The sequence below is a fragment of the Flavobacterium sp. SORGH_AS_0622 genome, from assembly GCF_030818825.1.
Classification (GTDB): Bacteria; Bacteroidota; Bacteroidia; order Flavobacteriales; family Flavobacteriaceae; genus Flavobacterium.
Genome location: NZ_JAUTAX010000001.1, coordinates 2,852,141 through 2,867,330 on the forward strand (window position 1 = coordinate 2,852,141; position 15,190 = coordinate 2,867,330).

The window sequence follows — 15,190 nt, forward strand, 5'->3', positions numbered from 1 at the left end:
CTCGAGTGTGATTCCTCGTTCCTCGGAATGACAATATTGTGGATAATCTGTGATTACTTATTTCAAGAATTGCATTTCACTAATTACTTTTTACTTTTCACTAATTACTAAATGGAACGTAAAATCAAAACCCAGTCATTACCGTCTTCTTTTTTTCCTGCTGGTTGAAAATTTTGAGTTCCTTTATTATCAAATGTCCCTATTTTAGTTTTCTTGCCATTTCTTGGATTGTACCAGGTTGCTTCGAATTTATCACCAGAAATTTTTCCTAGTTTGGCTTCTATTATTCTTCCGTTGTAAGTGTAAAACAAAGCATATTTTTCTCCTCTTATCGCAGGAATGTAATCGTATTTTTCTCCTTGGTTAACTACTAATGAAACATCTGGAGTTCCTTCTAAAAATGGAAATTCTTCCATCAGTTTTTTAATATAAACCATCTGCTTTGCTCCTGGTGCATTAATCGCTGATGTCCATAATTCCTTGTTTCCGTACGCTGGTTTATCACCTTTTCTAAACATCTGCATTACGGCGTTGTGCCCGTATGTATATCCTGATGCGCCAGATAGAACTGACCAATATCCGTAACGGCGAACATCATTTGCTGTCCATTTTGGCTGTAAAGTATCGTGCAAACCATGTGGAATTCCTTCGTAAGATGGTTCTCCGTCAAGCGTAGGTTTGGTTGGTTTTAATTCGAAATCTCTTAGCACAAATTTGTAATTGTCTTCTTTGAAATTCGTTTTTATTGAATCCTGATCGTATCTTCTGTGTCCTGATTGGAACATGTTGAAATCCAGCCATTTTGCGTTGTGAAAATTCTCCGAAGAATCGGTTCTTCCAAACGGGTGAAAAGTCACTAATTGATTTGGATTATTGGTTTTTAACGTATTCCCGATAGCGTTCCAGATATCCTGAAATTCATTTCCGTGCGTATCGCCTCCGTTTAACCAAATTACGTTGGTTTTGTTTTTATATCGATTTGCCAAAAACGTTGCATATTCTATTGCCTGTTCTTTGTTTACTTTATTTCCTTTAGAAACGTTGGTGCCCCAAACCGGAACCATTGCTAAATAAATTCCGTTTTTGCGAGCGACTTCTAATGTATAATCTACGTGATCCCAATAATCGTATTGTTTTGCATCTTTAAAATCATTTCCTGCTGTAAGCAATGGTTTTGATACGTCTTCGTTGATTAAAGCTGCATCGCCATATACGTTAACGGCATTGATGTTGTGCAAAACCATCACCTGAACAACGTTAAATCCTTTGTCTTTTCTGTCTTTAAAATATTTGTCTACTCCTGCTCTGTCTAATTTTCCGAATGCCAGCCAGCCTGTGTCGCCCAGCCAGAAAAATGGTTTTTCATCTCCGGTAACAAAATAATGCTGATTTTTAGAAATTTTGATTTCAGGCAGGGCATCTTTTGTTTTGGCAGCCTGCGAAAATCCGCTTTGTGCTGTCAATATAAAACTTGCACTTAGGGCGTATAAATATTTAATTTTCAGATTCATTTTGGTTGTATTTTGAAATTATATTTTTATTTTTTTTGCCACAGATTTCACTGATTTAATGGATTTTCCAAGCTTTGTCTTTAAATTTTTCTCGCAGATTTTGCAGATTGAGCAGATTTCATTTTTAATTTTTAATCTTTGATTTTTAATTCTTTTTAAAAACAAAAACTACTTTTTCTTTTATTTCAGCTTGTGGAATTGTTACTTGTTTTCCTCCGCTGATATTTGCTTTTTTCGATGTATTTCCTGTTGCTTCGTTTATTGTGTATACTTCAAAAGTTCCTTTTCCGTTTGATAAGTCGATTGTAATATCCTGATCGGTTTTCAGATAAAAAAGATAGCTTTTTCCTTTGTTTTCGAGTTTCCAGAGATTGTCTGAAAACGTATTTCCGTCTACTAATTTCATTTCGCTTAAAGCGGCATAAAACTCAGGAAGCTCGATTTTTGGAATATTTGCTAATGAAGCGCCCGCCATTAAAGCCGGCCATCCAAATCTTGGTGAACCGTCGGTTGAATATAAAATTACCTTTTCAGGATATTTTTCTCGGTATTCGCGCACGGCACGATACACCTGATTATCGGTTTCTTTTCCGGTTTTTAATTTTCTGGCGTGTTGTCTTGGTGCCAAATTTTTACCGCCTTCTGGCGCGTAAGTCGATCCGTCTTCTTTGTAATACCAATAACGAATGTCAATTGCATCTACTGTTTTGGCTCTTTTGGCATCGTTTAATATAGCATCCTGAACGTCTTTTGTAGCACTTAAACCTATAATTGCTTTTTTACCTGTTTCGTCTTTCCATTTTTGAACTTCGTCCAGCCAGAATTCCATAAAGTGCAGCGGACCTGTATATTCGGCGCTTGTTAACTGAATTACGTTGCTGTTTTCTGCAAAATTATCCAATGATTTTCTGATAAAACCTTGGTGTAATTTTCTTCTTGCAGGATTCGTAACATCGTAAAACTGCTCTGCCATGAAAATACGCTTGTCTCCTGCATATGGCGGTGGTTCTGGAAATCCCGTACTGTTTATATTGTTGGCCGAACGCCACGGTGAACTTGACCAGTGTGCTCCAGCTTCTATAATATTATGCTGAAAATATTGCTGATTAACTAACAACTGTCCTTTCGCTTCTGCGACATTCGCAAAAAGCGACAAACGCTCCCAGTACCAATCATTGAATTTTGTTAAATCGTATTTGCTTAATTGATCCCAAGCCAAATCCTGACCGCTTCTGGCAAATGGCTGTTCGTAAAACGGCGGCCAAACATCGGCATCAAAACGGCGAACTCTTTCGTGATCGTCCATTCTTCTTTCGTACCACAAACCATAATTGTGCTCTAAAGCGACCATATTATTGGCACTCAAATAATCTGATACTTCATTGATGTTATCTGTAAATCCGGTTCCGATTCTTCCGGGAACGAATCTTGTAACATCCGGAACTGATTTAGAAATATCACTGTCTCTAAGACTTCCTCTCCACCACGGCACGCTTAATCTATTTCCGGCGATTACTTTATTGTCATAAGTAAGCCATCCATTTTTTGTGGTTACTTTTTTATCTGAAATTGTATTTTGCGCTGCATTTATTTTTAAATCATTCGCATTTTTAAGTCCTGAATTATTTGTATTAATTGGATTTGCTTTTGAAACTTCTGCAATCCATTCTACTAAACTTTCTTTTGGAGCTACTGAATTTTTGGTTAATTCGGCCGCAACTTCCATTGTAGGACTTGAAGAAGGTTCTGAACCTAAATCATAAATATGCGGATTTACAGGAAGTTTTTCCAGTCTGTTTTCTAGTTGTGCATAAAATAAACTTCTTGGCGAAATATGGTTGTTTACATCTTTCCAATGCCCGTCTCCAGCCATAATGCCGCCCCAAGTTCCAAAAGCCCAGTTTTGCGCTGTTGGCGGATTGTAACATTCTATTTTCGATGCTGAAGTTTCCCAAATCACACTATTAGCAGCAGTCCATCCTGCGCCTCTTCCGTTTTGCTCTCTGTTATTGTAACTTAAAGCGTGGCCGTCTACATAAGAAATCTCAAATAGTACGCCTGTTGCCCAGCTTCCGATAGCACCGCTGTTATTAAATGGCAAAAATGATTCGCATTGAATAAATACATTTGGTCCTGCTGTACCAAAGCCGCCAACTGCAAAATCGTGGTAGCCGTATTCTGAATAACATCGTTGAAATAAGGTCTGCTGCCCTTCTGTATAAAAGGTATGACGCCTAAAACCTGCAAATTTCAGAGACGGGTTCGGTTGCAATACAGTCTTCAACTGTAATTTGCTGTGCCGATTTTAATACCGAAACGGCTCCACCAGCAAAATGTTTAAAACTAACTTGTTTTACCCAGGCGTTTCTTGTGTTTTCAATGCTGATTCCAAACCATCTATGTTCTTCGTCTTTTGGTTTTGAAGTATCATAAGCTGATTTCAATAAAATATTTTCGATTCCGATTTGCTCAATTCTTCCTGACCAAGAATACGTGTTTACTTTTGCAGTTCCGTAAACATCATCTAAAGCCATTGTCAATGGAGCGTTTAGAGTTACTTCATTGCCATTGATTTGGGTTACGACTCTGTTCCAAGTAATATCCCAGTCATTTTTTTTCCAGCCAACCCAGCCTGTTTCTGCGCCAAAATCATCCATCTTTAACTCTTTAATCCAATTATCGGTCAAAGGTTTTGTGATGATAATTTCATCTGAAGGCTTTAATTTTGAGGTATTTTTTAATTGAATTGTTTTGGTTCCAAGCGGCGTATAATTTGTACTGAATTCAAAGGTTTCACCGAGTTTTTTATCGTCAATTCCTAAAACCCTAATTACAGCTTCTCTTTTTAATCCGGTTCCTAAAAGGATAGTTCCGTTTTCATTATTGCCGCTTCCGCGTAAAACAACGCCTGATTTTCTGATGAATAAAGTACCACTGATTTTAAAAGTTCCTTTGTCTAAAAGAACTGCTCCGCGAAAACCTGATTTATTTGGTTTTAAATTACTTACATAATCAATCGCAGCCTGAATTCTTTGAGTTGCATCTTCTTCTTGTTTTGGAACAAAAATTTTATTCTCGATATTCGGAATTGCTTTTTCTGATGCCATATATCCTGCATAAGAAAAATCAGGAATTTGGTTTCCTTTATTATCTTTTGTGAAAGAAAGTTTTCCTTCTTTGGTTTTGATAATGTCTGGGAAATTGGTTTGTGCTGTTGTAATGCTAATGCTGAAAAGCATCACGAAAGCCGATAAAATTATTTTATCTTTTTGAAGGGAGATTGTATTTTTAAATTGGGTAAAATTCAACTTAATAATTTTTAGGTTTATTATTTACATTCCTAATTTCCACAATCTTGTCATTTCGACGAAGGAGAAATCTCCGTTAGTTGCTCCACTTGCTTGATAAACTTTGTGTTAGTTTCTTGCGGAGATTTCTCCTTCGTCGAAATGACAAACTTTGTGTTTAATCTTTATGTTAATTAAACCTGACAGGTTTTAAAAACCTATCAGGTTTAATTTGAGAATAATCTAGTGACTAAATATAAAACTTTATTGCAACAATCCCTTTAATTTAGCCAATGTATCTCTGTTATTTTCGGTTTTTGTCCAGTCAATTTTATTGTTTGGATCAATTCCGTTGAAATATTTCTCGATGTTGGTATATCCGTCTCCGTTTGCATCTTTATTAGCATCTGAAGCATCATTCGGGTTTAACCCAAATTTTTTCTCCCATGCATCTGGAATTCCGTCATTATCAGAATCTTTGTATGCTTTTCCTTTGTACGTTGGATAACCTCCCACTTGGTCAGGATGCGTTATAATTCCTTTTTTATAAGAATCTGCAGGCAGTCTTCTTTTGATATATTCTTTTCCGATTGAATTTTCTAAACCATCTTTTACTTCGATTTTTCCGGTGCGGACTTGTTTGATGATTCTTTCGTCAACTGCATCTCTTTTTGGAATTGTCGCTCCTACATTCGTCAAAACAAAATCATAAGCTTCCTCAGCCGACATGATATTAAACTTTGGCATAGAGAAAGGTTTTGGCTGTTTGATTGCTGCTAAAAACTCTTTTGTTTGAGCTTCCGGAAGATCTTCTAATTGTACACCACCATTCCAGTTATCTGCTGTAACTTCTGGAGAACCCACGATAAAGTTACCTGAAACATACGCTCTTCCGTATTGTTTTGGTTCAATATATCCAGATTCTGGTTTTACGATTCTATGTGCAATTGGTTGATCTGCTGGTGTTATTGGTCCTGGTTTGAAGTAGTTATTGATGATATTCAGCATCGAACGATAATCACCTCCGTCAAGCGTACGATTCCACCAATTGAATACTACGTTATTCACGAAATTGAAGTCGCCATACATTCCAATAGAAGCATTTCTTGAAATGTTGTCTGCCCATAAATTGCGCATAAATGTGCTGTTTAATCCGCCGATTGTACTTCCAAAAGCGTGATTATAAGTATCTAAGCCTTCTGATGAAATCGTGTTTTGAATCGTGATATTACAAGCCGGTAACTTTTCCAGTTTTGATTTTGCATTTGCTGCGAATTGATGTCTGTATAGCGAAATATTTTCGTCTAATCCCCAACTTACTGAACAGTGATCTATGATAATATTTCCCATCGGATTTCCGCCCAATGCATCGTCTCTTCTAGTTACTTCGGTTGCACCACGTCTAAAACGCATGTGTCTGATAATAACGTCATGAGTATCAATTTCTAAAGTTTCTCCTGCAATACAAATTCCGTCACCCGGAGCAGTCTGCCCAGCAATGGTCACGTAAGGCGCGCGCATGCTAATTCTTTTTTTCAATTGAATAATTCCCGAAACATTGAAAACAATAGTTCTTGCTCCAACTGCTTCACAGGCTTCACGAAAAGTTCCTTTTCCGCTGTCTTCTAAACTGGTAACTACAAATATTTTTCCGCCACGTCCGCCTTGTGTGTATGCTCCTCCGCCTTCGGCTCCCGGAAAAGCAGGAATATCTGCTTGTACAAAATCTTTAGGATATGAAGCCCAAGGTAAATACGGTTTTCCTTGTTTTGCTTCTTCTTTGATGATGTGAAGATTAGCATTCCAGATTTCGCTCAGTCTTTTTTCTTCGTCAGCTAAAACTGCATCTGCTTTTTCCTGAACTGGTTTTGGAATTACCGGATATTGCGCATAAGCAGATGATACAAGAGAACAAAATGACAACGCCATAAATGTTCTTTTTAAAGTACGGTTAGGGAAAATATTATGCATTGAATTGTGTGTGGTTGTAGTTAATAGTTTTTGGCGTAAAGTTTAAGAGATTATTCTTTTGCAGTAGAATCTTTTGTTTTACTCTTCTCTCTTTCTTCGATACGTTTGTGCCAGTCTGCACTTTCTTTATTTAGATCGTAACCTTGTTTTGATAAATAGTTGTTGATTCTTCCTTTATATTTACCAAACCAACCGTGTTTTTCTTTAGATGATCCACCGTCCATTGCATGTTCTCTAGCTTCTACTAAAGCTTTGTAGATGTAATCTTTTTGTTCTGCTGTTAAATTTGGCAACATGTCATTGTAACCTGCAACTGTTATAGGAAGCACGCCGTAAGTCATTCCGTCTTTAACTTCAGTGATTTTATCTTCTGATAATTCTTTACCTAATTTTTTGATGTACGATTTGTGCAGTTTTGCAATTGATTCATCTGCTTTTGATTTCAGTTTATCAATTTTCTCATTTTGTTTTTCTTTTGCTAAGCTGGTATCTTCTTTTACTTTTTTGATTTCAGCATCTCTTCCATCCTGAATTTCAGTTAAATCTCTAAACTGTTGCGCAATGATGTTTGAAACTGCTTTTTCTTTTGCTTCGTTTTTCAAATCTAATTTGGTAACGATTTTTGCAGCTCTTTCGTTAGTAACCTTTACATATTCAGGATCTAAATGCTGTTGTGCATTTAAAGTTGAAAAGGCAAAAACAAGCGATAATAAACCAGCATTTATTTTATTTAGTGCCATGATTTTATTTTTTAGTTATTTAAAAACATTCTTGCTCATTACTAAACAAGAATGTTTTCAAAAATTATTCCTTATTTTAAATCTAATAAAGGTCTAACTAATGTTTCTTTGTTATTAGCCAGATCTTTCCAGTTTACTTTTATAGCTGGATTCACTCCGTTGATGTAGTCTTCGATATTAGAATATCCATCTCCGTTTAAATCACCTTTTGCATCAGATGGATCATTCGGATTTAAACCGTATTTTTTCTCCCATGCATCCGGCATACCATCTTTATCAGTATCTACGTAAGGTTTTCCTTTGTATTCTGGATATCCTCCCACTTGAGAAATATCTGTAATGATTCCTTTTTTATAAGAATCCATTGGTAAACGTCTGTGTTCGAATTGATAGAATTCTTTTTTCTCTAATCCTTTTGCATATTCTGGAACTCCAGTTTTTACAGTTCTTACGATTCTTTCGTCTACTTTATCTCTAATTGGTAAAGTTGCACCAACATTTTTAAGAACGAATTCATAAGACTCTTCAGCAGTCATGAATTTATTAAACCAAGGCATCGGGAAAGGTTTTTCCGTTTTCATTTTAGCAAAATATTCTTTTGCTTCATCGTAAGTCATTAATTCCCCTTTTTTATTCTCTAGCTGAATGCCGCCGTCCCAGTTGTCTTTAGTAACTTTTTCGTTTCCGTTAACAACATTTCCATTAACATAAGCTCTACCAAAAACCATATAAGGTAACTTACTTCTTCCTGATTCTGGTTTTAAGATTCTGTAGCTGATTGGCTGTGTTAAATCGGTAACCGGACCTGGTTTGTAGAAGTTGTTGATGATGTTGTAATTTGCTGTATAATCTCCACCATCTGTAGATCTGTTGTACCAGTTGAAAACTACGTTATTTACAAAATTGAAAATTCCGTTCCAACCGATAGAAGGGTTTCTTCCTGCGTTGTTAGCCCACATATTTCTCATGAAAGAACAGTTTTCTCCACCTAAAGTACTTCCGAAAGCATGATTGTAAGTATCTAATGCTTCTCCGAATAAACTGTTTTGGATCGTAATATTTACAGTTCCAACTTTAATGTCTGGGTAACCTGGCCCTGGATTGTACATGTGTCTATAGATTGACATATTTTCGTCTAATCCCCAAGTTGCAGAAACGTGGTCAATCATGATGTTTCCAACAGGATTTCCTCCGATGGCATCATCACGACGGCCTACAAAAGTTTCTCCACGACGGAAACGTACGTGTCTGATAATTACATCATGCGTATCAATCCAAGTAGATTCTCCAGCGATACAAATACCATCTCCTGGAGCTGTCTGCCCTGCAATTGTAATGTATGGTGCACGAATAATTAATGGACTTTTAAGTCTGATAATTCCGGCAACATTAAATACCACTATTCTTGCTCCACCTTTTTCACATGCTTCACGCAAAGTTCCTGGTCCGCGGTCTTCTAAACTTGTTACTGTATAAACGTTTCCTCCACGTCCGCCAAACGTATACATTCCACCACCTTCAGCTCCTGGAAAAGCAGGGATTTCGGCCTGAGGTAAATCTGTTGGCCTTGCTGCCCAAGGAATATACGGTTTACCATGTTTTGCTTCTTCTTCAATAATAACTAAAGCTTTTTCCCAAGCTTCATCAGAAAGTCTTTGAGCTTCTTCTTTAATTGCTTTTTCCTGCGCCTGAACTTCTGGACTTATCTTCGGATATTGAGCAAAACATTTTGCACTTCCTAAAAAAAGCAGCGATGATGCGATAAATAATGCGGAATTTTTCATGTTAATTTCTTGTTGTGGTAATTCTTTTTAAACAAATCACCTGTATCTTTTGACGAATACAGGTGAAAAGTTTTATATGATAATTCTTTTTTGATATTATAATTTATTCTTGGTAATTATATGTTCCTTGTCCTCCAAAATTATCGTTCCAACCAATCGTTTGTAACAACCAAGGGTTTGAAGTTAGAGCTGTTGTATTAAGACCATTAATATAATAATTTGGATTAAATTTAATATTAACAGCTGCCCCATTAAAATTATCCATCGGCGTAATTAGTGGCGTGCGGATAAAGTTTGCATTGTAAAATGCTGCTAAAGTTGTTAATTGTGCTCCAAAATTTGCCGCATCTGGATCTGCTACTACACTTGCACGAGCAGCAGCTAAAGGATCTGTAGTTGCAGAAGTTGTTGCAACTCTGTACTGCAAAAAGTTACCCGTACGTTTAGTTCCGTTAATTGGAGTCAAACCTAATTTACTCACTGTACCTCCTGTAACTCCTGGCAGAGCTTCATTATCATATAACATCCATCTTTGAACATCCCAGAAACGTTTTCCTTCGTACGCCAATTCTACTCTTCTTTCATATAAAACAGCTTCAATTGCCTGATACTTATCAGATAATGTTCCAATACCATAATTGTTTGCAGAAGGAATACCAACACGATTTCTAATTCTTCCTAAATAAGTTAAAGTACTGTTAGTCTGTCCTAAAGCTGCATAACATTCTGCAATATTCAATAATAGCTCTGCATAACGATATTCAAAAATATCTGTTCCCGAATATTGGAAGTTGGTTTCTTTACTAGCATTAATATTAGTCATTTTTCTAACGAAAGCTGGACTAGAGATTGCAGTGTTTCCATCTGAAAAACCTGCTTTATTTGAACCATCTACCCAACGGTAAGCCCAAAGAACGCTGTTAGGAGTTTCTTTACTTCCCCATTTTGAACCAGAGAAAGCAAAAGTTCTGTAAAATCTTGGATCTCTGTTCAGGAAGAAAGTAAAATCGTTATAACCATTTGCTGCAGTTGGCCTACTACCATCTGCCATCGGAAATAAATCTATCATTTCTTTTGGAGCAGCAACTCCTCCTCCTGTACCGCCTAAACTCAATAAACGAATTCCTTTTTCCCATGAATTATTAATGGCTTGAGAAAGATTACCAGTTCCGCAAAGCTGCACTGTAATTGCTTCTGAGCAAAAAGCATTGTCAATTAAAAACATTTGTTCCCATTGTTTTGCATTACTTCCGTATAATCCGTAACCGTCTGCAGTCAATTGAGCTTCTGCTTCTAATCCAGCTTTTAAAGCTGCTTCCCAACGCTCATTTGAACCATCCCAATTTTTATTAAACAGAGGACTCGCAAATGTTAACAATACTCTTGCTTTTTGTGCCATAGCTGCTCCTCTTGTAAAGCGTCCATAAGCACCTGATGCCCAATTCCCAGGTAATAAACTTGCTGCCATATCTAAATCTTTTATGATTTGAGCTACAACTTCAGAAACTTTTGCTCTCGGAAGCTGAATCGATGGATCATCAGCTGCTGCTTCCTGAACAGTCGTAACAATTGGTACACCACCATATACGCGCATTAAATCAAAATACTGCATCGCACGCATATAGTACATTTGTCCTTTTGCCTGATCACGAAATGTTTTATCCAAATTTGAACCTTTTACATCAACTTCTTCTATAAAAGCGTTGCATTCTCTAATTCTATTATAAGGATGGTTATTAATGCTTGTTGTTAATTTTGCTCCGTAATAGCCATTTCCATCAGCGGAGTTTACAAGGGTTTTATTAGGATTAATAAAATCTTGTGTACCTCCTAGTTCCTCTGTCAATCTTGAGTTGGCATCTGTATAAGAACCAATAATTGTAGAAGTTGGTGATTTATAAGCATTGTAAAAATCATAATATTGATTATCTACATAGGCTTGTGCACGCTCTTGAGTTTGGTAGAACGTATCATCATAAAAGCCATAACCTTTCTTATCTTTTAGAAAATCATCACTACAAGAAACCGCACTTGCAGCAAGTAATAATGATAGTGTTATATATTTAAATGGTGTTTTCATAGTTTCTTTTTAATTTTGATTAGAATGATACGTTAAAATTAAGCGACCAAGTTCTAAGTGTAGGATAATTTACTGAAGAATTATCATACATATTTCTATAATGATCTGGATAAGGATTGTATAAATCCCAAAGATTATTACCTGTTATACCCAATGTTATAGCTGCAATTTTCGTGTCTGCAAAAACCTTCTTTGGTATATCGTAATTAACACTTAAGTTTCTAACAAAACAACGGAAAGTATTTAGCTGCCAGAAGTCTGATGGACTAGACATATACGTCCATTGTGCTACATTCGGATATTTACCATTTGGATTGTCATCACCATACATATCTCTCCAGAAACTCTCACGAGACCACATATTGTTTGCAGATGATGTACCTTGATTTACTAAGTCTACAAAAGTAGCTCCTCCCCAAGATGTTGCAATTTGAGCTCTCAAAGAGAATCCTTCATATTTAAAACCTAAGTTTGTTGTAAAACCATAAGTTCTACTGCTGTTTGCTAATTTCACATAATCATTCTCTTTCATAATTTGCCCATCTGCTGGTGCTAAAGTTCCATCAGGATTAAGCTGACCTGCAACATCTTGATAAGCCAAAGATCCTTTTCTCATTCCTGCAGCAGAATTGATATCAAAATATCTTGGTACTCCTCCAACTGCAGTAGCGCGCTCAGTTAAGTAAGCCCAATAATTTGCAATATCTTCATCTGTACGCAAAATACCGTCTCCTGTTGATGTTCCTTTCCAAACTGCAAATCCCCATACTGGATTAAATGATGAATATCCCACTCGCGAAGTATTACTAGACGGAAGCACATTTCCTTGATCAGGGAATTTTTTGATTTCATTATTATTGTAACTAAAGTTGATTCCAATATTGTAACTCAAATTACTTTTTATTTTATCACTCCAGTTAATAGCAACTTCATGTCCCCATGCATCAATCTGACCATAGTTTTGTTCAGCATAAGCTCCTCCCACAGAAATTGGCACACCTACAGCACTGCTCATATCTGTTAGCATATCTTTATTCTTATCGTAGTAGAAATCATAAGTTAAGCTTAATCTATTTTTCAACAAATTAATATCAACTCCAATGTTGTTTTTTATAGTTGTGTCCCAGGTTACATCTCTATTAGGATTTACTCTAGGAGTTAAACCATTTCCATTATATCCACCTCCACTGGTAGGTGTACCAGGACCGAATTGAAAACCTTTATCTACAATAAGGTCGTAATACTGCTCCCATCTCCATGGTTGAATATTATCTTTACCTGTTTTACCAATAGAGTAGCGAATTTTAAAGAAATCAACCCACGGTACACTTTTTTCGAACCAGCTTTCTTTAGACATTACCCAACCCACTTGAACAGATGGGAAAGTTCCCCAATAGTTTTCTGGTGCAAATTTTGTCGATGCATCGCTACGAAGAATAAACTGGAACAAATATTTTTGTTTGAAACTATAATTGAAACGGCCAAAATAAGATAAAGTTCCTCCTTCAACTTTTGTAGCCTGGCTATTAGAAGTGCTTAATGTTCCCGCAGTACGATAATCTCCTAAATAGTCCTTACCTGTGTTTTCATATGCTAAACGAGTAAATGTATTATACACTTCTGAAGCTTCACCTCCTACCATTGCGCCAATCTGATGATCTCCAAAAGTTCTGTCATAGTTAATCATGAAATCTCCCTGAGTACTTTTTCCGTCTGTATTATTATAATAAACTCTTGAGTTTCTTGCATTCGTTTCCAGAATATAACTACCTGCCGGATTAGTTGTTCCATTATAAAAACTAGGATTAGCTGCACTTGCTAAGTGTCTGTCTTGAAGTTGATAATCTCTAATTCTAACTAAATCATATGGCAATTGAATTTGTTCTGTATATGATGAACTTTGATTTCTTGAATAAGTTACCTTAAAAGATAATCCTTTAACTGCAGCTACTTTATAATTTAATGAAGCATTTACATTGAATGTATTATCATCAGTAACTTGATGTGAACCATTATTTAAATTTGCAAAATAGTTCCAGCCAGCAATATTGTTATTAGCATTTGCACTTCCGAAGTTTTTGTTTGAATTAGGAAATGGAGAAACATAATAATTTTTACCATCTATAGTTGTTTCCCAAGGCACATGTTGCGGCATATGCAGCAAGAATCCATAATCTGCTTGTTCTCCACCAGAAGCAGAAGCATAACTTCCGTCACTAATATTTGACGAGGCTTTGGTAAATGATTTATCAACTGTTCCTACGTTCCCAGAAACAGAAGCAGAAAAATCTAAATTCTTAGCAATTTTTGCATTTATTCCTGTACGGAAATTCCATTTATCATATTTTTGGTTTCCTAAATTAGCATCTTGTGTTAAATAAGTTGCACCTGCAAAATACGTAATATCTTCATTACCGCCACTCACGTTGAAAGAGTGTTTTTGTTGAATAGCTGGTTTCCAAGCTTCATCTAACCAGTTATAATTTAAACCTTTCATTTGCTCCAATTCTGAAGCTGAATATATAGTTGTAGGATCAATTACAGCTGGAGCAGCCACTCTTGAATTAAAAAATCTATTACTGAAAACTCCAAACTCATAAGCATTCAATACCTTACTATGGCTAACTGCATCGTTAACAGCAAATTGACTGTTGTAAGAAAATTTTGCTTTACCAGCTTTACCACGTTTGGTTTTTACCACAATCGCACCTTGTGAAGCACGAGAACCGTAAATTGCAGCAGAACCATCCTTTAATACAGTAATACTTTCAATCTCAGAAGGATCTAATCTATTAAATTGTTCCATTGTAGGTTTACCGTTACTCGGGTCAACTTGAATCATATCGTCAATGATTATCAAAGGAATACTAAAACCTCCATCTTTAGATAAACTAAAAGTTTGACGAATTTGAATAGTTCCTGATTCACCCGGACGACCTGTCCCACTAGTAACATTAACTCCTGGAACTAATCCTTTCAATGCATCAGATAAATTTGTCACAGGCAAATCCATCACATCATCTGGTTTAATTGTAGCAATCGCTCCAGTAAGTTCTTTTTTCTTCTGACTACCATAACCAACTACAACAATGTTTTCAAGTTGATTAAAATCGTCTTCCATTTTTGCATTAACTATAGAACGATTGTTAAGAGGTATTTCTGTTTTTTTCATTCCAATGAAAGAAAAAACTAATGTTGAACCACTTTTTACTTTAATCTGGTATTTTCCATTGTAATCTGTTGTAACTGAATTTTTAGTTGATTTTTCAGTAACGTTAACTCCAGGCAATAGTCCTCCTAAATTATCCGTAACAGTTCCTGTTACTGTAACTTGAGTAGAGTTTTGAGCATAACTCAGTACACTCATCAGTGTAAACAAAAGAAAACTACATCTCTTTATAAGTGCTTGTTTCATAAATGTTTTTTTTGGTTAGGTTATTAATTGTTAGTTAGTCATGTTTTAAACATGTTTTAGTTTTAATAAACTTTACTTAAAGAAATCTTAACAAAGAAGATTAAATGTCCAAAACACATTTATTTTAATATTCCAAAAATATGATGATGATACATTAGAACCGTCCTGCTCTATCCTGTTTTAATCGAGGAATGTCAAAAAAAATGCGACTAAAAAAACAATATTAATAAAAAACGAATGGAAAAAATAGACGAACCAAAATATTTAAGACAAATGTTTGCTTAAAACAAAATTTACAAACTTAATTTGATTAAAATTCTACAAGATTAATATCAAAAATAAACATATAGTATATAATCTGCAAAATAACAACCATTGTGGCTGATAAATAAGAGCTTATAC

The 15,190-nt window shown here is 35.8% G+C and carries 8 protein-coding genes; all 8 read right to left on the bottom strand.

The genetic code is table 11. The annotated features are described in order from the left end of the window. Positions 1–107: 107 nt before the first annotated feature. The 8 genes from QE431_RS12315 to QE431_RS12350 all read right to left on the bottom strand — a co-directional run bounded on the left by QE431_RS12315 (position 108) and on the right by QE431_RS12350 (position 14,788). On the bottom strand, positions 108–1,511 hold the full coding sequence (locus tag QE431_RS12315) for a glycoside hydrolase family 140 protein (protein ID WP_307296246.1): 1,404 nt from the start codon (positions 1,509–1,511) through the stop codon (positions 108–110). A 145-nt stretch (positions 1,512–1,656) separates the two neighbouring features. Further along, positions 1,657–3,795 (bottom strand): DUF6298 domain-containing protein, encoded by a 2,139-nt coding sequence (locus QE431_RS12320; RefSeq protein WP_307296249.1) that lies wholly within the window; start codon positions 3,793–3,795, stop codon positions 1,657–1,659. Beyond that, positions 3,746–4,819 (bottom strand): hypothetical protein, encoded by a 1,074-nt coding sequence (locus tag QE431_RS12325; protein ID WP_307296251.1) that lies wholly within the window; start codon positions 4,817–4,819, stop codon positions 3,746–3,748. Before QE431_RS12325 ends, QE431_RS12320 begins: the two co-directional genes overlap by 50 nt. 243 nt (positions 4,820–5,062) lie before the next feature. Further along, the gene (locus QE431_RS12330) at positions 5,063–6,769 is read right to left on the bottom strand and encodes a polysaccharide lyase (protein WP_307296254.1); all 1,707 of its coding nucleotides are present in this window, start codon (positions 6,767–6,769) and stop codon (positions 5,063–5,065) included. A gap of 50 nt (positions 6,770–6,819) precedes the next feature. Further along, positions 6,820–7,509 carry a DUF3826 domain-containing protein gene (locus QE431_RS12335; protein ID WP_307296256.1) on the bottom strand — a complete coding sequence of 230 codons (690 nt, stop codon included), beginning with the start codon at positions 7,507–7,509 and terminating at the stop codon, positions 6,820–6,822. 71 nt (positions 7,510–7,580) lie between these two features. Then, positions 7,581–9,293 (bottom strand): polysaccharide lyase, encoded by a 1,713-nt coding sequence (locus QE431_RS12340; RefSeq protein WP_307296259.1) that lies wholly within the window; start codon positions 9,291–9,293, stop codon positions 7,581–7,583. 103 nt (positions 9,294–9,396) lie between these two features. Next, positions 9,397–11,373: a RagB/SusD family nutrient uptake outer membrane protein gene (locus QE431_RS12345; protein WP_307296261.1), complete on the bottom strand. Its 1,977-nt coding sequence runs from the start codon at positions 11,371–11,373 to the stop codon at positions 9,397–9,399. Between the two features lie 19 nt (positions 11,374–11,392). Beyond that, entirely contained in the window at positions 11,393–14,788 is a 3,396-nt protein-coding gene (locus QE431_RS12350; RefSeq protein ID WP_307296263.1) for a SusC/RagA family TonB-linked outer membrane protein, read from the bottom strand. Positions 14,789–15,190: the final 402 nt, after the last annotated feature.